The organism is Larkinella humicola, from assembly GCF_008727875.1.
GTDB classification, from domain to species: Bacteria; Bacteroidota; Bacteroidia; order Cytophagales; family Spirosomataceae; genus Larkinella; species Larkinella humicola.
Genome location: NZ_VTWS01000001.1, coordinates 1,816,034 through 1,841,756, shown reverse-complemented (window position 1 = coordinate 1,841,756; position 25,723 = coordinate 1,816,034). Strand labels below are relative to the sequence as shown.

Annotated in this window: 18 protein-coding genes; 13 read left to right on the top strand and 5 right to left on the bottom strand. The window is 53.8% G+C overall.

Annotated features, from left to right (window positions below; all coding sequences use genetic code 11):
• Positions 1 to 31: 31 nt before the first annotated feature.
• Positions 32 to 904: an AraC family transcriptional regulator gene (locus F0P93_RS07865; RefSeq protein WP_150875766.1), complete on the bottom strand. Its 873-nt coding sequence runs from the start codon at positions 902 to 904 to the stop codon at positions 32 to 34.
• 268 nt (positions 905 to 1,172) lie between these two features.
• Between F0P93_RS07865 and F0P93_RS07860 the strand changes: the two genes are divergently transcribed.
• The 13 genes from F0P93_RS07860 (at position 1,173) to F0P93_RS07800 (ending at position 20,424) form a co-directional block, all read left to right on the top strand.
• Positions 1,173 to 3,050: a sodium:solute symporter family protein gene (locus F0P93_RS07860; protein WP_150875765.1), complete on the top strand. Its 1,878-nt coding sequence runs from the start codon at positions 1,173 to 1,175 to the stop codon at positions 3,048 to 3,050.
• A 411-nt stretch (positions 3,051 to 3,461) separates the two neighbouring features.
• Positions 3,462 to 4,682 carry a glycoside hydrolase family 130 protein gene (locus F0P93_RS07855; protein WP_150875764.1) on the top strand — a complete coding sequence of 407 codons (1,221 nt, stop codon included), beginning with the start codon at positions 3,462 to 3,464 and terminating at the stop codon, positions 4,680 to 4,682.
• Between the two features lie 176 nt (positions 4,683 to 4,858).
• Positions 4,859 to 7,927: a SusC/RagA family TonB-linked outer membrane protein gene (locus tag F0P93_RS07850; protein WP_150875763.1), complete on the top strand. Its 3,069-nt coding sequence runs from the start codon at positions 4,859 to 4,861 to the stop codon at positions 7,925 to 7,927.
• 33 nt (positions 7,928 to 7,960) lie between these two features.
• On the top strand, positions 7,961 to 9,484 hold the full coding sequence (locus F0P93_RS07845; protein WP_150875762.1) for a SusD/RagB family nutrient-binding outer membrane lipoprotein: 1,524 nt from the start codon (positions 7,961 to 7,963) through the stop codon (positions 9,482 to 9,484).
• A 175-nt stretch (positions 9,485 to 9,659) separates the two neighbouring features.
• Positions 9,660 to 10,757, top strand: coding sequence for a serine hydrolase domain-containing protein (locus tag F0P93_RS07840; RefSeq protein ID WP_150875761.1), 1,098 nt, complete (start codon positions 9,660 to 9,662; stop codon positions 10,755 to 10,757).
• 95 nt (positions 10,758 to 10,852) lie between these two features.
• Positions 10,853 to 11,065: a YgaP family membrane protein gene (locus tag F0P93_RS07835; protein ID WP_150875760.1), complete on the top strand. Its 213-nt coding sequence runs from the start codon at positions 10,853 to 10,855 to the stop codon at positions 11,063 to 11,065.
• Positions 11,066 to 11,114: 49 nt separating this feature from the next.
• The gene (locus F0P93_RS07830; protein WP_150875759.1) at positions 11,115 to 11,750 is read left to right on the top strand and encodes a Crp/Fnr family transcriptional regulator; all 636 of its coding nucleotides are present in this window, start codon (positions 11,115 to 11,117) and stop codon (positions 11,748 to 11,750) included.
• A gap of 73 nt (positions 11,751 to 11,823) precedes the next feature.
• Complete coding sequence (locus F0P93_RS07825) at positions 11,824 to 12,621, top strand: sulfite exporter TauE/SafE family protein (RefSeq protein ID WP_150875758.1); 798 nt, start codon at positions 11,824 to 11,826, stop codon at positions 12,619 to 12,621.
• Between the two features lie 119 nt (positions 12,622 to 12,740).
• Positions 12,741 to 14,159, top strand: a complete 1,419-nt coding sequence (locus F0P93_RS07820) for an MBL fold metallo-hydrolase (RefSeq protein WP_150875757.1) — start codon at positions 12,741 to 12,743, stop codon at positions 14,157 to 14,159.
• Positions 14,160 to 14,202: 43 nt separating this feature from the next.
• Positions 14,203 to 14,775: a YeeE/YedE family protein gene (locus tag F0P93_RS07815; protein WP_150875756.1), complete on the top strand. Its 573-nt coding sequence runs from the start codon at positions 14,203 to 14,205 to the stop codon at positions 14,773 to 14,775.
• A 41-nt stretch (positions 14,776 to 14,816) separates the two neighbouring features.
• Complete coding sequence (locus tag F0P93_RS07810; protein WP_374756769.1) at positions 14,817 to 15,272, top strand: YeeE/YedE family protein; 456 nt, start codon at positions 14,817 to 14,819, stop codon at positions 15,270 to 15,272.
• Between the two features lie 404 nt (positions 15,273 to 15,676).
• Positions 15,677 to 18,727, top strand: a complete 3,051-nt coding sequence (locus F0P93_RS07805) for a SusC/RagA family TonB-linked outer membrane protein (RefSeq protein WP_225309396.1) — start codon at positions 15,677 to 15,679, stop codon at positions 18,725 to 18,727.
• A gap of 11 nt (positions 18,728 to 18,738) precedes the next feature.
• Positions 18,739 to 20,424: a RagB/SusD family nutrient uptake outer membrane protein gene (locus tag F0P93_RS07800; RefSeq protein WP_150875754.1), complete on the top strand. Its 1,686-nt coding sequence runs from the start codon at positions 18,739 to 18,741 to the stop codon at positions 20,422 to 20,424.
• Between the two features lie 167 nt (positions 20,425 to 20,591).
• Here F0P93_RS07800 and F0P93_RS07795 read toward each other — a convergent pair whose 3' ends face one another.
• The 4 genes from F0P93_RS07795 to F0P93_RS07780 form a co-directional block, all read right to left on the bottom strand.
• Positions 20,592 to 23,069: a putative Ig domain-containing protein gene (locus F0P93_RS07795; protein ID WP_150875753.1), complete on the bottom strand. Its 2,478-nt coding sequence runs from the start codon at positions 23,067 to 23,069 to the stop codon at positions 20,592 to 20,594.
• Positions 23,070 to 23,159: 90 nt separating this feature from the next.
• A complete protein-coding gene (locus F0P93_RS07790) occupies positions 23,160 to 24,164 on the bottom strand; it encodes a c-type cytochrome (protein ID WP_150875752.1) in 1,005 nt (334 codons plus the stop codon).
• Positions 24,165 to 24,200: 36 nt separating this feature from the next.
• Entirely contained in the window at positions 24,201 to 25,268 is a 1,068-nt protein-coding gene (locus F0P93_RS07785; RefSeq protein WP_150875751.1) for a PLP-dependent cysteine synthase family protein, read from the bottom strand.
• Positions 25,269 to 25,315: 47 nt separating this feature from the next.
• The gene (locus tag F0P93_RS07780) at positions 25,316 to 25,567 is read right to left on the bottom strand and encodes a hypothetical protein (RefSeq protein WP_138993858.1); all 252 of its coding nucleotides are present in this window, start codon (positions 25,565 to 25,567) and stop codon (positions 25,316 to 25,318) included.
• Positions 25,568 to 25,723: the final 156 nt, after the last annotated feature.

The following is a 25,723-nucleotide window of genomic DNA, read 5'->3' as shown; positions in this document are numbered from 1 at the left end:
TTTCCATTCACGGAAAACCGACGGACCGTACTCACACAAAAACCCGGATTCCCGAATAATTCTGCCGGAACTCGCGGGGGGTACAACCGTTTTTTCGACGGAAGATACGGTTGAAATACGACATATTGTTAAAACCGCATTTGTAGGATATTTCGGTGATGGTGTGGGTCGTATCGATCAACAGTCTTGACGCGTGGCCGAGCCGGATTTCGTTCAGGCTGTCGATGAAGGTCTTTCCGGTTCGTTTTTTGATAAACCGGCTGAACGACACTTCCGGCATATTCACGACTTTGGACAAATCGGCCAGCGAAATGTCCTTGTCATAATTCGTCTGCATAAACTCGAACGCTTTCTCGATCCGGCGGCTGTTGAAATGCAGCGGATCGTTGGTAAACGACGCGTTCGAGAGCGTCCGCATGTTCCGCGAAATCGACAGATCGTGTAGAATCGACATCAGTTCCAGCACCGAGTCAAAACCGCTTTTCTGCGCCAGGGCTTCAAGGCGGGGGCGCAACGACTCGATGGTTTCCCGCGAAAACGCAATGCCTTTGGCCGACCGTTCCAGCAGTACCCGGATGAAACTGAGCTGGTTACGCCGAAGCAGTTTTTCATCGAACAAATCGCGGTGAAACTGAATCGTTACCTCATGCACTTCCTGGCTCTGCCCCTGGTGATTGAACCACCCGTGCGGAAGATTGCTGCCCACCAGCACCAGTTCCAGATCCTCGATCACGTCCGTATGATCACCGATGATACGTTTCGTACCGGCGCCATTGGCAATGAAGTTCAGTTCAAACTCCTCGTGCGAATGCAGGGGAAAATCGAAATCCTTCTTGATCCGTGAAAAAAGCGTGTAACAGTCATTCTGGGTCAGGGGCGTAATTTCCCGGTAAATCGCACTCATCGGAATAGCTGGTGACAGGCAAGACAGAAACAAAGATAGGCAAAAAGTACCATAATTTGGGTGAGGATAGTATCAAACCCTTTTACGAATAACTTAGCTATTTATTGGTAATAATTGTATTTTACAGGTTAAATTGACCTAAAACAGGATAATTGGCAGAATTATCATTCAATTTATAATAGCATTTGTTCAAAAGAATGCTAAAAAAGTATTACTCTGTAGTCGGAAAAAGCGTATACTTTTGGAACATTGAACCAATCTCTATTTCATGAAACTTTCAGCACTTGATCTCAGCATCATAGTCGGCTACCTGGTGGCCGTTATTTTGCTGGGATTGGGGTTGAAAAAACGTGCGGCCCAGAATAAGGAGGCATACATGCTGGGCGGCAAAACCCTGCCCTGGTACATGCTCGGATTGTCGAACGCATCCGATATGTTCGACATCTCGGGCACCATGTGGATGGTGGCGCTGGCGTTCGTCTACGGTATGAAGAGCCTTTGGATTCCGTGGCTCTGGCCGGTTTTCAACCAGGTTTTTCTGATGATGTACCTGTCCGTCTGGCTGCGCCGGTCGAACGTGGCCACCGGTGCAGAATGGATCGGAACCCGCTTCGGCTCCGGGCGGGGCGTAACGGCTTCCCACACGGTTGTCGTCGTTTTCGCCCTGTTGAGTTGCCTCGGATTCATGGCCTACGGATTTGTCGGGCTGGGCAAGTTTGTCGAAATATTCATTCCTATTTCCACCGTAGCACCCTATTTACCTTTCACGGTTTCACCGGCTTACGTCGCCCCCTTCTACGGCATCATTTTTACTTCGTTTGCGGTTTTTTACGCCATTCTGGGCGGCATGACCAGCATCGTCATCGGCGATATTCTGAAGTACATCATCATGACCATTGCCGCGTTCGTCATTGCGTCGATCGCGATGGACAATCTGGCGGTCAGTTCGTTGAGCGTACCGCAAGGTTGGTACACGCCCTTTTTTAGCTGGCATCTCGACGATCTGAACTGGACCGGGAGGATTGAAGCGGTAAACGCCAAAATCAAATCCGACGGTTTTTCGCTGTTTGGCATTTTTTTCATGATGATGACCTTCAAAGGCATTCTGGCGAGTCTGGCCGGCCCGGCCCCCAACTACGACATGCAAAAGGTGCTGTCGACCCAATCCCCTCAGGATGCGGCCAAAATGAGCGGTATTGTATCCATCGTGCTGCTGCCGGTTCGCTACACCATGATCATGGGCTTTACGGTTCTGGCCCTGTTGCATTTTGATCAGCTCAACCTGCAGGCCCCCAACGGAGCCATCGATTTTGAGAAAATTCTGCCCGCAGCCATCCTGCACTTCGTTCCGGCGGGGTTGATGGGGCTGTTGCTGGCGGGTTTGCTGGCGGCTTTCATGGGTACATTTGCCGGTACGCTCAATGCCGCGCAGGCCTACATCGTCAATGATATTTACCTGAAATACGTCAATCCGCGCGCATCGAACCGGCGGATTGCCCGGATGAATTACACGTCGGGACTGGCGGTGGCCGGTTTTGGTATTTTGCTGGGCTTGTTTGTCCGGGATGTCAACAGCATCCTGCAGTGGATTGTGTCGGCCTTGTATGGCGGTTATGTGGCTGCGAATGTGCTGAAATGGCACTGGTGGCGGTTTAACGCCAGCGGTTTTTTCTGGGGTATGCTGGCGGGGATCGTTCCGGCGCTGATTTTTCCCGCCCTGTTCAAAGAAACGCTGGAGTTGTATTATTTCCCGCTGCTGTTTGGGTTGTCGCTGGCCGGTTGCGTGGCCGGTTCCCTGCTGACCCCCCCGACGAAATCCGAAACGCTGAAGTCCTTTTACCGAACCGTCCGTCCCTGGGGGTTTTGGCAACCGATTCATGAGCTGGTCGTGGCCGAGGATCCGTCGTTCGAAGCCAACAAAAATTTCAAACTGGATGCGTTCAACGTCGTGGTGGGCGTTGTGGCCCAATGTTGCCTGACGATGCTGCCGATGTATCTGATCGTCAGTATGTACACCGAGTTGTCGGTCACGCTGACGATCCTGGCGGTTTGTGCCGTAATTCTCAAAAAAACGTGGTGGGACAAGCTACCCGTGGAGGATACGAAGCCGGTTTCCGTGGCAGTTTCATCGGTATTCATGCATTAAACGATAGGTAGTTGGTGCATTGACGAATGGTTGTAATTGAGGTGTTATAAAACCCGGCCATTGATCCCGCAGGGATGCAAAACACAGCGTTGGCTTGGCGGTCGCGTACCTTACGGCACGCGGAAAAAACCGGGGTTCGGTCATCTACCGACGCTGCGCTGTTAAGCCCCATTCGGGGCAAGTTATCCCGGAGGGATGCAACAACGCAGCGTCGGTAGAAATCGAGTGAATGTGTCCCATTCGGGGCAAATTATCCCATAGGGATGTAACAGCGCAGCGTCGGTAGAAATCGAGTGGTTAGTTCGGCGCTGGCGTGCCGTAAGGTACGCGACCATTCTGGGCAAATTACCCCGTAAGCAGGCAGCAGCGCAGCGTCGCCGGATCGATCGAAGAATTCATATACTAGAACCAATGAAAATTGCCTTTCAGGAACGATTGGAGACCTTGGAAGAGGGCCATTTTGAATTGATTTCGAGGCCGAACGAGAAACTCAAACCCGGCAACGGACTCTTCGACCGCTACCAGCATCCGGTTCTGACGGCCCGGCACACGCCCTTGTTCTGGCGGTATGACCTGAACCCGGCCACAAACCCGTACCTGATGGAGCGGTTTGGCATCAACGCAACCTTTAACGCCGGAGCCATCCGGCTGGACGGGAGGTATCTGCTGGTGGTGCGGGTCGAAAGCAGCGACCGAAAGTCGTTTTTTGCCGTGGCCGAAAGCCCCAACGGAATCGACAACTTCCGGTTTTGGGACTATCCGATTACGATGCCCGAAACCAACGAGCCGGACATCAACGTGTATGACATGCGGCTGGTGCAGCACGAAGATGGGTGGATGTATGGCCTGTTCTGCACCGAACGCAAAGATCCGGCGGCTCAGAAAGGCGACGAATCCTCGGCATCGGCGCAGTGCGGCATGGCCCGAACGCGGGACCTGAAAACCTGGGAACGGCTGCCTGATCTGGTTTCGCCTTCACCGCAGCAGCGGAATGTGGTGTTGCACCCTGAATTTGTGAACGGAAAATACGCGCTCTACACCCGTCCGCAAGACGGTTTTATCGAAGCCGGAACGGGCGGAGGCATCGGGTTTGGCCTGACCGATTCGATGGAAAATCCGGTGATCGACCGGGAATACATTGTGGATGAGAAACGCTACCACACGGTGTATGAGGTGAAAAACGGGCAGGGACCGGCACCCATCAAAACCGCGAAAGGCTGGTTGCACCTGGCCCACGGCGTTCGGAACACGGCAGCCGGGTTGCGCTACGTCCTGTACCTGTTTATGACGGATTTAGAAGACCTAACGAAGGTGATTTACAAACCGGCGGGGTATTTTATCGCCCCCGAAGGCGAGGAGCGCATTGGCGACGTGTCCAATGTCGTTTTTGCCAACGGCTGGATTCTGGACGACGACGGGACGGTTTTTATCTACTACGCATCGTCGGATACCCGGATGCACGTGGCAACGTCTACCCTCGGGCGTTTGCTCGACTACGTGGTCAATACTCCGGCGGACGGGCTGCGGTCGGCCACTTCGGTCGAGCGACTGAACGACTTGATTACGAAGAACCGGCTCTACCAGACCGGGCGGAAGGAAGCTATGCCAACGGCTAACGGGCAAGCGGCATGAAGGAACGATTAGGTAGTGATTACAATTTGACTATGAGTTTATTAGGATCAATTATAGGTTGGTAGTCCGGACAAAGCCAGTGCCTTGAACTGGCTTTGTTTTCCGATTTGGCGACCAATCAAACCCCAAATGACTTTAAAAACCACGTTCAATTCCACCTCAATTTTTCACCTACTATGAAAAGAAGTCTATGTTTTCTGAGGATTCTGGTCCTCTCCCTTTTGTCCACCCTCAGCTTTGCGCAAACCGTCGAGGTCAAAGGCAAGGTGACGGAGGAGGGCAAAAGCGAAATAAACGGGGTCAATGTGCTCATCAAAGGCACCACCCGCGGAACGATCACCAACGACCGGGGCGAATACAGCATCCAGGTTCAAAAAGGGGCGACCCTCAAATTCAGTTCCATCGGTTTTATACCGAAAGAAGTCGAAGTCGGGAATTCGACCACCATCGATGTGTCGCTGACGCCCGAAGAATCGACGCTGAGTGAGGTGGTGGTGACGGCCCTGGGAATCAAGAAAGAGAAAAAAGCCCTGGGGTATTCCGTTACGGAAGTAAAAGGGGAGGAACTGACCCAGGCCCGAACCGTCAACATGGCAAACTCCCTGCAGGGAAAAGTGGCCGGGTTGAACGTGGCCAACACGGCGACAGGCCCCGGTGGTTCGAGTCGGATTGTCATTCGCGGGAACGGTTCGATTTCCGGCAACAACCAGCCGCTGATCGTGGTCGACGGAACGCCCATCAACAACGACAACCTGGGTTCGGCCGGGATGTGGGGCGGGGGCGACAGCGGAGACGGTATCTCCAGCCTGAACCCCGACGAAGTGGAAACGATCAGCGTATTGAAGGGGGCCACGGCCTCGGCCCTGTACGGTTCCCGCGCTTCCAATGGCGTAATTCTGGTGACGACCAAAGGCGGGAAAGCCAACAAAGGCATCGGCGTTGAACTGAGCAGTAACTACGTAGCGGAGAATCTGTTACTGCCCACCTACAAAGATTACCAGTATGAATACGGCATGGGCAACAACGGCATCAAGCCGACCACCGTGGCTGAAGCCCTGACCTCGAATAGCTGGGGCGCCAAACTGGATGGTTCAAACACCATCAATTTCGACGGAAAATCACGGCCTTATTCCGCCTACAAAAACAACCAGACCGATTTCTATCGCATCGGAAGTACGTTCACCAATTCGGTGGCGCTGACGGGTGCAACCGAGAGCATTACGTACCGGTTGTCGATGAATGACCTCAACAACAAGGCCATCATTCCCAACAGCGGACTGCGCCGGAACAATTTTGCACTGAACGTCAACGCCAATCTGGGGCCGAAACTGTCGATTGTCACGAACGTCAAATACATTCTGGAGAAAACCACCAACCGGCCCCGCCTGTCGGATTCTCCCGGAAGTGCGACGTATGCGATCAACGCCATGCCGACTTCGTTGCCGCTCTCGGCCCTGAAAGAAAGCCAGCTCAATGACGACGGTTCCGAAAAAGTCTGGTCCGACAACATTTACATCCAGAATCCGTATGTGGCGGCCAACAACTGGCGGCAGGAAGATAAAAAAGGCCGGATCATCGGCGTCGTTGAACCCCGCTTTAACTTCACCGACTGGCTCTTTCTGCGCGGTCGGCTGGGTTTCGACAATTTCAACTACCGCAACCTGACCATCACGCCCTACGGTACGCCATTTCAGCCGCGTGGGGGCATGAACGTCGGCAACCGGAATTTCACGGAAACCAACTCTGAGCTGCTGCTGGGCATCAACAAGAAGTTTGGCGACCGGTTTGGGATCAATGCGCTGTTCGGGGGCAACCTGATGAAACAGACTTACCAGAACTCATCGTACGGCGGCAGCAACTTCAACATTCCGTATTTCTACGACATTTCGAACATCGACCCGGCCGCCCGGAGTTCCAGCGAAAACTACATCGAGAAACGAATCAACTCCGTTTACGGTTCGGCGGAATTCTCGTACAATGGTTATCTGTTCGTGACGGCAACAGCCCGGAACGACTGGTTTTCGACCCTGGCCAAAGGCAACAACAGCATCTTGTATCCGTCGGTGGGGGGGAGCTTTGTGGTTTCGGAGGCTTTCAAATTGCCAACCGCCATCAATTACTTGAAAGTGAGAGCATCGTGGGCACAGGCCGGTGGCGACACCGATCCGTATAATCTGTCGCTGTACTACGGGTTGTCGGGTGCACACCTGGGTGCTCCGCTGGCCCAGATCAACGGCGACCGTGTACCGAATTCGAACCTGCAACCGCTGACCTCGACCACTTCGGAAGCCGGTTTGGAAACCCGGCTGTTCAACAACAAACTGGGCGTCGACTTTGCCTTGTATACCCGGAAAACCACCAACGACATTGTGGCGGCTACGATTTCCAACACCTCCGGCTACGGCAGTGCGCTGTTCAACGTGGGCGAGATCGCCAACAAAGGACTCGAATTGTTGCTGACCTACCGATTGGCTTCGGCGAAGGATTTCTCGTGGGATGCGTCATTTAACATGGGGTATAACAAAAGCGAAGTCGTAAGTCTGTATGGCAACCTGACTACGCTGCAGGTGGACGAAAACCGGACGCGGATTGCCTACATTCACCAGGTGGTGGGTCTGCCCTACAGCCAGGTGAAAGGATTTACCTACAAAAAAGACGCGTCGGGCAATGTCGTTTACGACTCGCAGGGCTATCCCTTGCAGGGTAATCTGGTCAACTTCGGCACCGGCGTGGCACCCACCACCCTGGGTTTCACCAACTCGTTCCGGTATAAAGGCATCGGCCTGAGTTTCCTGATCGACGGGAAATTTGGCGGGGTGATTTACTCCGGAACCAACGCCTACGCCAACCGCCGGGGCTTGCTGAAGTCGACGCTGGAAGGCCGCGAAACGGGCATTGTTGGCAAAGGCGTCAACGAAAAAGGCGAACCGAATACCGTGAAAGTACCGGCGCAACAGTATTACGAGCGGCTGTTTAACATTGCCGATCCGTTTGTCTACAGTGCCGACTTCCTGAAACTCCGGCAGGTGATCATCGACTACACGATTCCGACGCGGGTGTTCGGCAAATCGCCGTTCAAAGGGGCGTCCATTTCGCTCGTGGGCCGAAACTTAGCCATTCTGATGAAGAAAACGCCGAACATCGATCCCGAATCGACCTACAACAATTCGAACGCCCAGGGGTTGGAACTGGCCGGTGTGCCGCCAACCCGGACGGTGGGGGTTAACCTGAATCTGAAATTCTAAGTCACGCGCTCATCTTCTAAAAGATACCACCATATGTTACGCAAAATACTGATAGTGACCACGCTTCTGTTTACGTTTGGGGCGTGTACGGAAGATTTTGAAAAGATCAACGTCAACCCCAACACGCCCTCGTCGGTGCCTTTGGACTACCTGTTGTCGGGGGCCACGCTGCACATTCCGGGGTCGGCAGGCGATCCGGGGTATAAATCCTGGCGGGCCAACTTCATCTACGCATCAACCGTCATTCAGCAGATGTCGTCGGTAGAGGTCAATTTTTACCGGGGAACGGTATACACCTACCAGGGTGATTTAAGCGAAGCCTATTTCGTGAATTCGTACCCGAATTCGATCAAAAACCTGGTCAATCTGATTGCACTGGCCAAAGCGGATGCGAAAAACGTGAACATTCTGTCGATGGCCCGGATTCTGCGGGTGGTCGAGATGGCCAACATCACGGACCTGTATGGCGATGTCCCGTACAAAGAAGCGGGTTTAGGATATCTGAACGGCGTTTTTTCGCCAAAATACGATGCGCAGAAGGACATTTACGCCGACTTGCTGAAAGAACTGGAAGAAGCCGGGAAAGCGTTCAGTGCCACGGCCTACATTCCGAAAACCGCCGATTTTGTGTATGCCGGTGATCTGGAAAAATGGAAGCGTGGTGCCAACTCTCTGATGCTGCGGCTGGCCATGCGGATGCAGAAAGTGGATGCGGCCGGGGCTCAGGCCTGGGCCAAGAAAGCCATCGACGGCGGCCTTATGGCCAGCAACGACGATAGTTTTTCGATCAAGTTCTCAAACACGGGGGCCGGCACCAACTCCAACGCCAATTCGTGGAACCTAGGTGCGGGACGCGGCATTGCCAACGGGAATAACATCCAGTGGGCCAGCACGTTCATCGATGCGCTGAAAGCCCGGAAAGACCCGCGTCTGGGGGTGATTTCGGCGCTGAAAAACGGCGACAAGACCCTCGCGAAACAACGCGGAATTCCGCCCGGAACCGATGCGACGACCCTGAAAACACTGCCCGAAACCAGTCTGGATAATTATTCGCGGGTGGCTCCGAACATGTACGCCCTGGAAAATCCGTACTTCATCATGACCCACGCCGAAGCGCGTTTGCTGAAAGCCGAAGCCATTGAGCGAGGGTGGGCTACCGGAACCGCCAAAACCGAGTTTGAAGCCGGTCAAAGCGCGGGTGTCCGGCAACTGGCGTCGTATGGTGGGGTGATTGCGGATGCCGATGTGGCGGCTTACGCGGCTGCCAACCCGTATTCGACCGGGTCGCTGGATGATAAAATGAACGCCATCCACACCGAAATGTGGGTAATCACCGGCTCGGTGCTGAACCACCTCGAGGGCTGGGCGAACTGGCGGAGAACAGGACTCCCCAAACTGACTCCGGTCAATTATCCGGGAAACGAAACCAACGGCCAGATTCCGCGCCGGTTGCGGTATCCGCAGGGGGAACCGGGGATTAACCCGAATATTCAGGAAGCCATTACCCGCCAGGGCCCGGATCTGTTCATGACCCGGATCTGGTGGGACAAGCAATAAGTTTACCAACTAACCTATTTTGAATAGTCAGGAGGCCTCTGGAAACAGAGGCCTCTTTTTCTTTCCAGACAACAGAGGCTAGATTAGAGAGAAAAACCGGAAATGAACGCTCAAATCCGGTTTTGAGAAGATTAGGAGACTGCGGTTTTCGTTATTTGTTTCAAAAACAACACGAATGAAAGTTTTCTACGGCCTTTTACTCTTCCTGTTTTCACAATCGCTGCAAGCCCAGCGCACGTTTTCTTCCGCCGATACCACCGGTTTTGCGGCAATTCTGGAAGCCTTACGACAGAAATACCAGATCCCATCGCTTTCCGTTGGCGTGGTGCATGGAAAAAAGCTGGTCTGGTATAAGGGGTTGGGCTATGCTGACATTGAAAATAAGGTAACACCCACCGAGCATACGGTGTATCATTTGGCATCGGTTACCAAAACCTTCGGGGCCATCATCCTGATGCAACTGGTGGAAGGGGGCAAGGTCAATTTGGATGATCCGGTTACAAAATACGGCATTCAGTTGGGTGCGCGTTGGGGAAACGACGACCGGATTAAACTCAAACACCTGCTGACTCACACGGCCCAGGGAAACTCGTTCAACGGTTTCAAACCGGGCTACAGCTTTGGTTACAACGGCGATTACTACGGCAAACTGGCTCAGCCCATTGAAAAAGAATCGGGAAAAACGTTCGGGCAGTTGGTGGTCGACAACATCATCCGACGGCTGGGGCTTACCCATACCGCGCCCAATCTGGCCGATACGGCTAATTTTGCGTTGACGGGCTTTAATCGGGAAGCGTATGGCAAGCTGGTGGCCAAACCGTATGATCTGCAAAAAGGCCGGATTGTACCCATCGCGTATCCGACCCATTTCGGCCCGGCGGCCGGATTGATGTCGTGTGTCAGCGATCTGGCGGCCTATTCGACGGCCATTGACGAACAAAAACTCTTAAACCCCCTAACCTGGAAACAGGTTTTTACGCCAACGTATTCCCGAAATGGCAAGGTGCTTCCCTACGGCCTGGGATGGTTTGTGCGTGACTATAAAAAGCTGCGGATTCTTTGGCATACCGGCTGGTGGACGGGCAATTCATCGCTGTTCGTCAAGATTCCCGAACGCGATTTGACGTTTATTATTCTGGCTAATTCGCAGGATTTGAGTCGCCCTTTTTACGCCAAATTCGACATTTTCAGAACCAATCCGAAGCTGCAGAGCGACCTGAGAGCCTCCGCATTCGCCAAAGCCTTTCTGGATCAATTTGTCGGAAAACCCTGAAAACCGGTTTGACCATTAAAAATCACAGGCTATTGTGATAAATGTCACTGATTAGGTTCCCGGATAGCCCTTACTTCATCCCAAAAAGTAAGGCTATGAAAAAGAACATTGGTTTTTCGGATAAGGTGGTTCGGTTGCTGATTGCCGCCACGTTAATAGGGCTTTATATTGCGGATGTGGTGACTGGCGTATGGGCCGTGGTGGCCCTGGCAGGAGCCGGAATTATGATTGCCACCAGTTTAATGAATTTTTGCCCGCTCTACGCATTCTTTGGGATAGGCACCAAACGCCGAAAAAAAATGTCTTAAAGAAGACGACCGGCCCGACGTTCGGGTACGGTGAAAGACAGCGAGAGGAATGATCAACGACAGTCAGGTAGTCAATGCAGCGTTTCGGGGAAGTTTTGAACCGGCGCTAATCGAAGAAATAAACCGGATTGGGATTTATCAGGAAGTGGAAGAAGGTGAATATTTGATCCGGCCGGGGAGTTACATCCGCTCGGTGCCGATCATTTTGAGTGGCTCCGTCAAAATTATGCGCCCCGATGCGGTCGGGAACGAGGCTTTGCTCTATTACCTGAGCGGGCTGGATTCCTGTGCCATCTCGATGACGGGTAGTCCCGACAACAAACCCAGCGAAATTACGGCGATTGCCGAAGAAAAAACCCGTCTGATTTTTATTCCGGTCGAGAAAGTCGATGAATGGATTTGCCGGTTTCCGACCTGGAAACAGTTCGTTTTCCGTACCTACCAGCGCCGGTTCGACGACATGATTGCCACCATCGACAGCATTGCGTTCCAGAAACTCGACGAGCGGTTACTGACCTATTTGAAGAAGAAAACCCAGAGTTGCCAGTGTACGGTTTTGCAGGTCACCCACGAAGAAATTGCCCGCGAAATGGCGACGTCGCGGGAGGTGATTTCCCGTCTGCTGAAGCAGTTGGAACGCGTGGGCTACCTCCGGTTGTCGCGGAATAAAATCGAAATTTTGTAGAAAACGGTCGCCCGTGTGACATATATCACGGAACCGCCCGTTTTTCATGGCGTGCTTTGTTGAAAAAAACAGCATGAGTTCGCATGAAATTCTGGGCTTTCTGGCGTCGATTCTGATCGGAATCACGCTGGGCCTCATCGGCGGGGGGGGCAGCATCCTGACCCTGCCGGTGCTGGTGTATCTGCTCGGCATCAACCCGACGGTTTCTACCACCTATTCATTGTTTGTAGTCGGCACCACCTCGCTGGTCGGTGCCGTTCGCTATATGCAGCAGCGGCTGGTCAACTACCGGGCCGCGCTGGCCTTTTCACTGCCTTCGTTTGCTGCCATTTACCTCACCCGCACTTACCTCGTTCCGGCCATACCGGACCCGGTTTTTTCAACCCCGGCCTTTTACCTGAGTAAAAACGTCGCCATCATGGTCGTATTTGCCCTGGTCATGCTGGCGGCTTCCGGCTCGATGATCCGCGACCACCGAATTGAAACGGATACCGCCCAGAACCGGATTAGCCCCAATTTGCTGGCAACAGAAGGGGTTCTGGTTGGTATTCTGACGGGCGTCGTGGGAGCAGGGGGCGGTTTTCTGATCATTCCCTCGCTGGTCTTGCTGGCCCGCTTGCCCATCAAAATGGCCGTCGGGACTTCGCTGCTGATCATTGCCGCCAACTCGTTGATCGGCTTTCTGAGCGGGCTGTCACTTGCCACGATCGACTGGCGGTTCTTGCTGGAGTTTACGGCCCTGTCGATCCTTGGCATTTTGCTCGGAACCTACCTGACCCGGTTTGTTTCCGGCCCGAAACTCAAGAAAGCTTTCGGCTGGTTCGTGCTGGCGATGGGTGTCTACATTATCGTGAAAGAAACTTTTCTCTAATCAGTCCGGCGTGTAACTAAAGTCACGGAACGCCCGTTGCCGCCTTTTTACCTTTGTTATAGGTTGAATCTCAAACGCATCGACCTGAATTTTGTTAAACCAGAATCGAATTGAAAACCATGAAAATTGAACAGATTTATACGGGCTGTCTGGCCCAGGGTGCTTATTACATTGAAAGTGAAGGCCAGGTTGCCATTATCGACCCGTTGCGGGAAGTAAAACCGTATGTGGAACAAGCCTCCAAAGCGGGTTCCACCATCAGATACGTACTGGAAACCCACTTTCACGCCGACTTCGTGTCCGGTCACCTCGACCTGGCCCGCCAAACCGGAGCCACCATCGTTTACGGGCCGCTTGCCAAACCGAATTTCGAAGCGCACATTGCGACCGATGGAGAAGAATTGCAACTCGGTTCCGTCAAAATCCGGGTGCTGCACACGCCCGGCCACACGATGGAATCGACCTGTTATCTGCTACTGGATGAAACCGGGAAGGAAACCGCCCTGTTCAGTGGCGACACCCTGTTCATCGGCGACGTCGGCCGTCCGGATCTGGCCCAGAAAGCAGACCTGACGATGGACGATCTGGCGGGCTATCTCTACGAATCGCTGCGCACCAAAATCATGACGCTGCCGGACGATGTAACCGTCTATCCGGGTCACGGGGCGGGTTCGGCCTGCGGCAAAAACATGAGCAAAGAAACCACCGATACGCTGGGCAATCAGAAGTTGTTCAACTACGCGCTGCGGGCATCGATGTCGAAAGAGGAGTTTATCAAGGAAGTAACCGACGGTTTGCTGGCCCCTCCGCAGTATTTTCCGCAGAACGTTGCGCTCAACAAGCAGGGTTACGAAAGCATCGATACGGTTTTGAAACGGGGAGGACAGGCCCTGAGTCCGGATGCGTTTGAAGCGGCAGCCAACGAAACCGGCGCCCTGATTATCGACACCCGACCGGCGCAGGTTTTCCGTCAGGGTTTCATTCCAAACTCGGTCAACATCGGGCTGGGCGGGCAGTTTGCTCCCTGGGTCGGCACGTTGGTTCCGGATGTAAAACACAATCTGCTACTGGTGTGTGAACCGGGTCAGGAGCAGGAAGCGTTAACGCGACTGGCGCGGGTGGGCTACGACCAGGTGCTGGGCTTTCTGGCGGGCGGTTTCGGCACCTGGGAGGCAAGCGGGAAGGAGAGCGACACCCTGTTGTCGGTTTCAGCGGAGTCGCTGGCAAACCGGATGGCAGAAGGGGAGCTGGAGATCGTCGATGTGCGGAAACCGGGTGAATTTGCCGCCGAACACATCGCCGGGGTTCGCAACATTCCGCTGGAATACCTCAACGATCACATGGCGGAGTTACCCAAAAACAAAACCCTTTTCATCCATTGTGCGGGCGGATACCGATCCATGATGGCAGCATCCATCCTGCGAGCAAGAGGGTATGAAAAGCTGGTGGATGTGACAGGCGGTTTTGACGCCATCAAGAAAACCGGGCTTTTTGAAATTACGGATTATGTGTGTCCCACGACTTTGAAAAAGGCGTAACAAATTTGTAAATTAGCCAGTTGAATAAAAAAATAGAAAATCTATGGAGTTATTAAAGTTAATCCGTCAGCCCTGGCCCTGGTATGTGGCCGGGTCGCTGATCGGACTGACGGTGCCAGCCTTGCTGTTGATTGGCAATAAATCGTTCGGAATTTCGTCGTCGCTGCGGCACATCTGTGCGGCCTGTATACCGGCTAACATTCCATTTTTTAAGTACGACTGGAAACACGAAATCTGGAACCTGGTTTTTGTGGCCGGTATTCTCATCGGCGGTTTTCTGGCGGGACAGTTTCTGGCCAACCCGGAGGCTGTTCAGATTTCACCCCAAACCGTCGCGGATCTGAAAGCGCTGGGTATTCAGGATTTTTCAGGTCTGATGCCCGGTGATATTTTCAATGTCGCCAACCTGTTCACCCTGAAAGGTCTGGTGTTTTTCGTTCTGGGCGGTTTTCTGGTTGGGTTCGGAACGCGCATGGCGGGTGGCTGTACGTCGGGGCATTCCATCATGGGAATTTCCAACCTGCAATGGCCGTCGCTGGTCGCCACCTGCTGTTTTATGGCGGGCGGTTTTGCGATGACGCACCTGATTTTACCCCACCTCATGAAGTTGTTTTAAAAACCGGAGATTCACGAATGGAAAAAATAGAAGTTGAAGAGATGTTGGCGTGCGATGCACCCAACGACATGAAGCGGGAGGAAGGGTTTGTCGGGAACCTGAAATACGGGGTGGTTGGCATTCTGTTCGGCATTGTCTTTGTCAAAGCCGAGATTGTTTCCTGGTTTCGGATTCAGGAGATGTTCCGGCTGCAAAGTTTTCACATGTACGGTGTCATCGGTTCCGCGATTGTGGTCGGGATGCTGTCGGTATGGTTAATCAAGCGGTTCAGAATCAAGACGATTGCGGGGGAAGACGTCGTGTTTCACCCCAAGAAATTCTATTCCGGCCAAATTTACGGGGGCTTGCTGTTCGGCCTGGGTTGGGCCATCACGGGAGCCTGTCCGGGGCCGTTGTTTGCCCAGATCGGCAGCGGTTTTGTGGTCGTTCTGGTGACGCTGCTGAGTGCCATTGCCGGAACCTGGGTTTACGGGTATTTCCGGCCCCGGTTGCCATAGCCCTTCTGCGCTAACAGTCTGGCCGGATCAGTGTCATCTAAAAGATAACACAAACGTAACAACGGTAACTTTCTGGAAACTAAATGCTTTGACAAGCAATTTATTTTTCAGAAACTTGCCGTTTTTTTTTGCATTCTGTTTTTGATTTTTTTTTATCCGAACAGCCCGGAAATTCGGATTTAACTGGTAAAAACCGCGCTGAATAGCAGGGAATCGCTAAAATTTTTCTTTGCATTGCGTATACAGCCAAACGAACGCAGCATTTTCCGGTGAGCATTTTTTTTAGGTAGCAGAATGAGGAATGGGGTGTCGCTAGATATATTAAATTATTTTTAAATATTTGGCGAAAGAATTGGAATTGCGCAGATTCCGAGACCTTTGTCACCATTTAACTTTCTACCTATATGATGATTTTCTACTCTTTTTCTCCTCCCTTTACGATGCACTGGAGGAGGCTTTGCTGTATCCTGCTCGCCCTAACGCTACTGGCGGTCGAAGGGAAAAGTCAGGCTCTGGCAACGGCTAAAACGGCCATCTCTCCAAGTGAACGACCAGGCGCCGATGTCACCATCAGCGGGCGGGTGACGGATGCCACAACGAACGAGGCCCTGGCGGGTTGCAGCGTCGTGCTGAAAGGAACCCAGCGGGGAACCACCACGGATGCCAACGGTGATTACCGGATTGCCGTGCCGGAAGGCAATGCCGTCCTGGTGTTTGGTTTCATCGGTTTTGTTTCGCAGGAAATAGCGGTCGGCAACCAAAGCATGATCAATGTGTCCCTCAAAGCATCCGCATCAGAACTGTCGCAGGTGGTAGTGATCGGCTACGGGAGTGCGGCCAAGAAAGACATGACCGGTTCGGTGAAGTCGATCAAAAGTGCCGATTTTAACAAAGGGATCATCAACTCACCGGAGCAGCTTTTGCAAGGCAAAGTGGCCGGGGTCAATGTAACCTCCGCCAGTGGTGAACCGGGTGGTGCTCAGAATATCACGATCCGGGGGCCGGGTGGGGTTCGGACGGGCAGTACGCCCCTTTTTGTACTGGACGGTATTGCGCTCGACAACTCCAGTACGGGTGGAACCTCCAACCCGCTGAATTTTCTGAACCCGCAGGACATCGAGTCGATCGACGTGTTGAAAGATGCTTCGGCTACTGCTATTTATGGTTCGCGGGGAGCCAACGGCGTGGTGTTGATCACGACCAAGAAAGGCAAATCCGGTTTTTCGACCTTCAATGTATCGTCCAGTCTGGGGATCTCCAACCTGACGCGGGCGTTGCCGGTATATTCGGCCGATGAATACCGGCGGCAGGTTCCGGCCGTAGGCGGGGTGCTGGAAGATTTCAAAGCGTCCACCGACTGGCAGAAGGAAATTACGCAGACCGCCTACACCCAAAACCACAATGTGTCGTTTGGCGGTGGTGCCGAAAAGCTGACCTATTACGGTTCGTTCGGGATTCAGGACCAGGATGGCATTCTGAAAAACAGCGAATTCAAGCGGTATACGGGACGGATCAACGTGTCGCAGAAATTCATGGAAGACCGCCTGAATGTGGACGTCAACTTGAACGCGACCAGTACCTACAGCCGCCGTCCGCCGGTCGAGAGCCTGCTGGGCGGGGCGATTTCTGCCAATCCGACGCTGCCGGCTTACGACGCCAACGGCGAACCCTTCAAATACCAGAGTGGGGTGAACCCGCTGATTCCGCTGAAACTGGAAAAGGACGTAACCACCATCAACCGGGTAATCGGGAATATCTCGCCCTCGTTCAAAATCACGAAAGATCTGGTGTACAAACTCAACCTGGGCGTTGACAACTCCAGTTCGGTGCGGGATTTGCAGTCGTTGCCCAACGCGGTTCCCTTGCAGGACGGTCGGCTGGAAACCATTTACAAAACCAACCGCAACGTGTTGATCGAGAATTACTTCACGTATGCGTTATCGACTACGAAGCACAACCTGACGGCCTTGCTGGGGCATTCCTACCAGAAAATTTTCGTGCAGGAACGCAGCTCAAGCATCAACAAATTTCCGATTTCGCCCATCGAGCCGATCTACAACCCTGGTTTGGGACAGGATCTGACACTGGCGAATAACCGCCCCGGCGGATACGCCCTGGAAAATGAACTTCAATCGTTCTTCTCCCGCGTCAATTACCAGTACAACGACAAATACCTGATGACGGCCACAGTGCGGGCCGATGGCTCATCCAAGTTCGGGTCCAACAACAAATACGGTATTTTTCCGTCGTTCTCGGTGGGCTGGCGGTTGTCGGAAGAAGCGTTCCTGAAATCGGGCCCATTCTCTGATCTGAAACTGCGGGCGGGCTGGGGACAAACCGGTAACCAGGAAATCCCGTCGAAAATCACGCAGGCACTGTTTACCTCGCAGGTATCGGCCACGACGAGTTATCCGCTGGCTCCCACGGGGCCATATCCCGCCGGAACATCGTATTCGCGGCTGGCCAACCCGGACATTCAGTGGGAGGTGTCTTCCCAAACCGACATCGGACTGGATTTCGCCTTGTTCAAAGGCGCGTTGTCGGGTTCGGTCGATTATTTCCGGAAAGTCTCCAACAACATTCTGCTGGAAGTGATCCCGGCTGACCCCGTTCAACCGGCAGGAACATTCTGGACCAATGTGCCGGACATGACCATTACCAACCAGGGCGTCGAACTGGATCTGAATTACCGCTATGCTAACCTGAACGGTTTCCGGTTCGACATCGGCGGGAACGTAACGTTCATCGACAACGAGGTGAAAAACTCGCCCTATACCGTCATTCCGTCCGGGTCAGCTTCCGGTTCCGGTCTGACGTCGGCCACCATCAACGGCTACGTGAATGGCCAGCCCATCGGCACTTTTTTCCTCAAGGAATTTACCGGTTTTGACGACAAAGGCATCAGTACCTTCCGCGATGTGGACGGCGACGGCATCGTGACGGACAAAGACCGGGTGGCCGTGGGAAGCGCCCTGCCCACGAAGCAGTTCAACTTCAACAGCACGGTGGCCTACAAAGGCTTCGATCTGGCGGTGAATTTCAACGGCGTTTCGGGAAACAAACTGTACGACAATACCGCCAACTCCAATTTCTACAAACTGCGGTTGTCCAAGGGGCTGAACACCACGCCCGAAGCCATTCAGTACGCCAACGAGTCGATCAACAACTCGGCACCGGTTTCGTCGCGCTACCTGAAAAACGGGTCGTATTTGCGGCTCAACAACTTGTCGCTGGGCTACAACCTCAGCCCCAAGCTGCTCGGCATCAACCGCTGGGTTTCCGGCATCCGCTTGTCGGCCACGGGCCAGAATCTGTTTGTGATTACCAAGTACGACGGGTATGACCCCGAGGTGAATACGGACCGGACGGTCAACGGGATTTCCTCCTACGGCATCGACTACCTCAGCTACCCGAAAGCCAAAACGTTCGTTTTGGGCCTGAATCTTACTTTTTAATCTCTGAAATCATGATCAAAAAATTCATATTAATCGTCATGCTGGCGGGTGTGTATGTCCTCAATGGCTGTACGAATCTGTCCGAAAATGTGTTGGACGAAGCTTCGGCTTCGGGCCTTTCCGACCGGCAGGCTGCCGATGGAATCATTGCGCCGGTGTATGCCCGGTTACCGGATATTTTCCTGCATACCAACTACTTCGCCCTTCAGGAAATTTCGACGGATGAGGCCATTCTGCCGTATCGGGGCGGTACGGACTGGGGTGATAACGGCATTTATCTGGCGTTGCACCAGCACACGCACACCAGCACCGATCCCAACCTGCGCAACACCTGGAACCTGATTTTGCAGGGCGTTTCGCGGTCCATTACCGCCATCAATACGTTGCCGACACTGAACGATCCGGTTGCCAAGACCTACCTGGCCGAAGCGCGGGGCATGCGGGCGTATTATTCGCTGCTGACGCTGGACATGTTCGGGCTGGTGTTTGTCAAGGACGATCTGGGCGAAAATTCAACCATTCTGCGGGGTGAGCAGGCCGTTGAGTACATCAAAAGCGAACTGCTGGCCGTCGAGCCGAATCTGGAGACGGCCGTTGGCCCCGGTCGGCTGACGAAAGGGGCGGTTTGGGGGCTGCTGGCCCGCTTGTATCTGAATGCGGCAGTCTACCGGGATCGGTATGCAGCTCAGTTCACCTTCAAACCGGAAGACATGGATAAGGTAGTCGAATACACCGACAAGATTATCAATTCGGGACAGTACCAACTGTCGCGGGATTATTTTTCGATTTTCAATTCGGACAACAACACCAACAAGGAGTTGATTTTTGCGGTCGATCAGCGGGCCGACCTGAACGGTCATAACCGCATGGCGTACTTCTCCCTGTCGGGCGATCAGTTTCCGCTACCAGCCTATCCCAACGCCAATGGCACCGACGGACCGGGCATTACGCCCGATTACTACCGGACCTGGGTGAATGCCTATGCGCCGAATGACCCGTCGGTCGATCCGCGGTTTTACAAACAGAACCTGTCGATTTATACCAACCCGGCCGATTCGTGCGTAGCAGAAGCGAATTTTAACATCAACCGGGGAATTTTGCGCGGGCAACAGTACGGTTTGATTCGGCGGAACGGCGTGTTTTTGAAATGCGCGGACGGCAAATACAAGGTCGCCAAGCTTTTCCACGACACCCGGAACCGCCCCACCCAGGCCGTCGATTTCACGGAGCAAATCGACTTCACCGTGGCCGGCAGCAACTACAACACCGGCTACAGGGTCGAGAAATACGAGTTCAGCAAAAAATCGGTCAGTGGTCGGAATTTCGGCGAAGCCGACATCATCATCCTGCGGCTGGCCGACGTGTACATGATGCGGGCGGAAGCCAAACTTCGCAAGAGCGGTGATGCCGCCAGTGCGCTGGCCGATGTCAACCTCGTTCGGGCGGCCCGGACGGCCACCACACCGCCCCCGGCCCTGACTTCCATGACGCTGGATCTGTTGTACCGGGAACGCGGTTTCGAATTCTATTGGGAAATGCTGCGCCGGACGGACATGATCCGGTTTGGCAAGTACGAGGACAAGTGGACGGAAAAGACCAACAGCGATAAGATGAAACGGATTTTTCCGATCCCGCAAACCGCCATCGATGGGGCGTCGAACCTTCCCGGCTATCTGAAGCAGAACGACAGTTACTAAGATCGGTTCTCAAGGTCATTTCAACAAAAAACCGCCCGCTGGAGATCAGCATGGGCGGTTTTTTGTTGATCCGAGTCAAGCGAACGATAAGCTTTGATTCGAGTGGAATTTGGAAGTTGACCTGTCGGCAGCCCGGAAGGGGAGAGGTGGATATAGAAAGTAGTTTTTTACGGCTTGATCAGTTTCAGGGTTTGGGATTGGGTTGGGCTGTAAACCCGCAGCAGCAACAAACCGGGGGCGGTTTTTCCCACCGACAACGTTTGCCGCTCAACAGTGCGGGCTTTTTCCACCTGTTGTTCACGAACCACCAGGCCCCGCCTATCAACCAGTTGCAACCGCAGCGATTGGCCTTCCGCGCCCCGGATTTCGACTTCCGCCGTTTCCGAAACCGGGTTGCCCAACACCGTCACCTGAAGACCGGAAACGGTTTCTGCGGATAGCCGGGCGGGTGATGGACACAACAGCGTTTTTCCCGACCATTTCAGGTCATACGTGGAGCCCAGTACCCGGGCCGAAATGATACGGGCCACCCCATCCTTCAGGACGGAAGGCACTTCAAAGCTATAAGCGTGGGCGCCGTTTCCTTTTCCGGCATCTTTCAGATCCTGTCGGAAAAGGTTGGCCACCGTACTCCCCCAAACGGAAGATCCCGTGTAAAACTCGACCGTTACCGGCGAATTAGGCTTGTTTCGATCCCACACCCAGCCCCGGATCGTGCCGCATTCCACTTTATCGAGAAACCCTTCAAAATTACCCGTCACCGTGGTGGTCGAAGCGGGGTTAACCGTCAGAAGAAGGTTTACTGAGGTATTCAGATCGCCATCGCTGGCCGAGTAGGTCAGGGTGAAGGCGCCTACCTCGGTCGGTGTGCCGCTAATTTGCCGGGTGGCACTGGTAAACGTCAGACCTGCTGGTAGGGTTACCAGTCCGTAGTTGAGTGTGCTGGCTTCGGGATCTGTAAAAGCCGGTAAAACCGTATTGAACGCAACGCCTTGCTGAGCCATCAGGGGCGTCACGGCCGGAGCTACGGGTGGTCTGTTAGCCGGTGGTGTATTGCTCTGACACTGGATGGTTTTGGGGCCACTCTTGAGGGTAAAACTAGCACCCGTGACGCGGGCCGATAGCGAATGCACCTCACCATCTTTCAACTCCCCCGGAATTGCCCAGCGAAAGGCGTGAATCCCGTTGCCTTTGCCTGCATCTTTCAGATCCTGCCGAAATTCGTTGGCCGCGAGTGTGGCTTTCAAGGTGGCCCCATCGTAAATATCGACCGAAACCACCGTATTTGGTTTGTTCTTATCCCAGGCCCAGCCCCGGAAAGAACTGCAATCGGCTCCATACAGAAAACCGTCGAAGGAACCGGTCACCGGCGTCGACGAAGCAATAACCTGAACCGAAATCGAACCGGGGGAGGCTGTACAGAGTCCTTCCACATTGCAACTCGCGGAGTAAAGTAGCGTCCCGACGTCTGAGGTCAATACAGGAATGGTCGCGCCACTGCCGCTGGAGCCGTTGGATACCGTCCAGCTGACGGTTCCTCCTTCACAGCCCGAAACCGTCAGCGTGATGTTAGGCGTGTTTTGGGAAATGGGCTGGGGAACTGAAGAAGGCAGGCTGACCACCGGAGTAGGACTTCCTCCGGCCGAAAAGCGTCGCACCCGGTCGTTGCCTGCGTCGCACACGTACAGATTTCCTGCCGCATCGATGGTGACACTTCTGGGAGAGTATAGCCGATTGGTCTCACTACTCTCTTCTTTGCCACCCACCACCGGGATGCCAGCGGTCAATGAGGTGGAATTCGGGGGAAACATCAGCACCCGGTCTTTGCCCGGCTCAGACCCGAACATACGCCCTGACTCATCGATCCAGATATCAACTACCGCTATTTGGTTGGGTTTATCTCCTTCCCCGTTTCCACCGGCAACGATGATGCCCGGCGTTGCCGAGGTTGAGCCCGCAGGAAATTTCAAGACCCGAAAATTGTCTGGATCCGCAACAAAAAGGGTTCCGTTCGTGTCGACAAAGATCCCTTCGGATACAAACTGGTTTAGTGCGTTTCCCTCTCCGTTCCCCCCGGCGACAATCGTACCCGAAGTAGCCGAAGTAGAATTCGGAGGAAACATGATAACCCGGTTGTTATTGGTACTGGCAACGTACAGATTGCCAGTACCATCCAGGGCTACATCGCATGGATTATGAAGCTGATTCGGTAGATCACCATAGCCATTGCCCCCGGCGACAACTGTCCCCAACGTCTCCGAGGTCGAATTGGGCGGAAACCGGATGACCCGCTGGCTCAATAGATCCGCGACGTAGAGGTTCCCGCTTGCATCCAGCGCGATACCACGGGGGTAACGCATTTGATTGAGCGCTTCCCCTTCTCCATTGCCACCCGCGAAAACGACTCCTTGCGTAGAACCGGGGGCATATTTCAGGATTCGGTGATCATTCCGATCGGAAATATACACGTTACCTGCGGCATCGACTACCACATAGTTGAGATAATCACCCGTGGCCACGGTGACACCGTTGGCGCAGAACTGGGCCATTAGTTTGATCGGAAGCAACCCGATCAAAAGGACCAGGCAAAAGAAGGATTGTGCCATGGATCGCATGGCAGGTCTGAATCGTAAAATGAGTTTCATACGTGGAGTTGGGTGATAGGGTTTCAGAGACGTTGACGAAGAACGTCTAAATCGTAAAATAAGCCCGCAGCCGGGCGGGCCTTCGGTCGCTTAGCGGGTCGCGACTTCATTTCCTTTGGGTGTAAATTTCACCACCGCATTCTTCACCGGGCGGACGGTTTTCAAATACGAATACATCGCGCCCAGATCCTGTTCACTCATGCCGGAATACATGATCCAGGGCATGATGGTGTTGAATTCGGCATGTTCGAGTGTTAGCGGATGCTTGAAATTGGGTTGTGCGGCTGCCTGAAACCGGGCCATGAAAGCCGGTTTTGTCCAGGCCCCGATACCGGTTTCGGCATCCGGGGTCAGATTCGCGGCCCGAACCGTTCCGGCAGGCATCGGAAACGACCGTCCTCCCGCGAAATCCATTCCCGGCAATTTTTGCCCTTTGTCATCGACCGGCGTGTGGCAGTCCCCACAACTGGCCAACGTAACCAGATACTTTCCAAAGGCAACCGAGTCGGCGGGGTCGGGTCGTTTGCCGCCTTCCGTTTTGGTCGGAATGGTATTGATGATCAGGTTCATCGGGAAGTCCGATTCCGGTTCCGGGATCGCATTATTCTCGATGGGTTTGAGCGATCGCACGTAGGCGATGATGGCTTTGATGTCTTCCGGATCGGCCTGCCCGAAGTTGCCGTACGGCATTACCGGAAACAAGGCGCGTCCGTCTTTGGAAACCCCGGCCGTAATGGCGCGGTAAATCTCACCGTCGGTCCAGTTCTGGAGATGCGACGGTGTGATGTTCCGGGCATAATAGAGTCCCGGAAAGCCCATTTCGCGGGTAAACGCTTCTCCGCCCTTGCCTTCGGTACCAGCCACGACCGGGCCGCTGGAGATTTTCCAGTCCCGCTCGGAATGACAGTCGATGCAAACGGCAACGTGGGTGGCCAGGTATTTGCCCCGGGCAATCTGGGCGGAATCGATCTGAACGGTTAGTTCGGGGGCCGGGCCTACATCGGGCAGCGCGAGTTTGACGTAACTGATGCCGCCAACAACCAGAAGAACAAGAACGCCAACGACGATGGCCAGGATGCGTACTACTTTTTTCATGCGATAAAGTGTTGGAATAGAATAGAATGCGTGCCGTTACAGCACATTGGACAGGCTGACCGATAAGCGGCTGATGGACCGGTAATTTGTGAATTCGATACCGGGGGCGACATAGCCCGGTTTAACAGGTTCCAGCCGGACCAGATCCGTGCTGAGGTATTTTTTATTGCTGTCACACAGAATCGTCACCACGCGGGCTTCGGGACCCATTTCCCGTTGCAAGGCGATGGCACCGATCACGTTGGCTCCCGACGAAATACCCACTGCCAGCCCCAGTTGCAAGGCCAGTTTCTGGGCTAAAAGGATCGAATCGCCATCGCTGGCCTGTACGACATGATCCAGTTCGTTCAGTTTCAGAATTTCGGGAATGAACTCATCGAAAAAGCCCTGAATCCGGTGCGATCCCGTTTTATACCCCCTCGACAGGGTTGGTGATTCGGCGGCTTCGAGCGGATGGATACGAATCCCGGGTTTGCGGGATTTAAGAAAACCTCCAACCCCCATAACCGTACCCCCCGTCCCGACGCCAGCCACAAAGGCATCGGGGGTAACGTCCACATTTTGCAGCTGCAACCAGATTTCCCGGCCTGTGGTCAGGCGGTGGGCATCGGCGTTGTACTGATTGGCGAACTGGTGGGGCAAAAAAACGTGCGGGTCGCTGGCGGCCATTTCTTCCCCGCGTTGCAGAGCGCCCATGAAACCACCTTCTTCTTTGGTAACCAACACGACGTCGGCCCCTAGACTCCGAATGATCTCGATGCGTTCCTGGCTAACCCCGGCCGGCATGATGATGGTAACGGGGTGACCCAGTGCCCGGCCTATGGCCGAAAAGGCTATGCCCGTGCAGCCACTGGTGGCTTCCACAATCCGGTCGCCCGGTCGAATTGTTCCTTCCCGATAGGCCTCGTGCAGGATGTGAAGCGCCATGCGGTCTTTCATGCTGCCGGTCAGGTTGTAATGCTCACATTTGACATAGAGCGAACGGGGCTTTCCGTGATCCGTATAGAATAACTCCAGCATGGGCGTGTTGCCGACCAGATTCCAGAGCTGTTCAAATTTTTCCTCAACAGCGGGTGTCAGGGTTGTTTCTGTTGATACTACCATAGGGGTTGATATTTAGTCAGACGAGAGAGTGGAGGTAAACAGGATGCTCAGGCTCTGTTTTTCATACCGAGCAGGTCGTGATACTGCTTTGATAAATTTTGCAGACAACCGGTTATGGGTAAACCGTCAAACGCTTCGGGAGGTAAGTCAATGCGAATGCCATCATCATCCACCAGGTAAGCGGATAAGAGCTGGTTGCCGATGGCGACAAAGCCATTCAATAGTTCCAGAAGTGGTTCAAATTCTGCACTGCAAACACAGGGCGTGTCGGAATCCGCAAGGGAAAAATAAAGGGTCATGGCAGGAGAGGGTCAGGGTAAACGGTCGGTTACAAACCTACAGGATGAACCAGAAACGGGCGATAACGCCTGTTCCAAATACCATAACGCCTGTTCCAAATGCGCCGATAAAGCCGTAAAAGGGGCTAAAAACCGCTAAAACCGGATGGGAAGGAT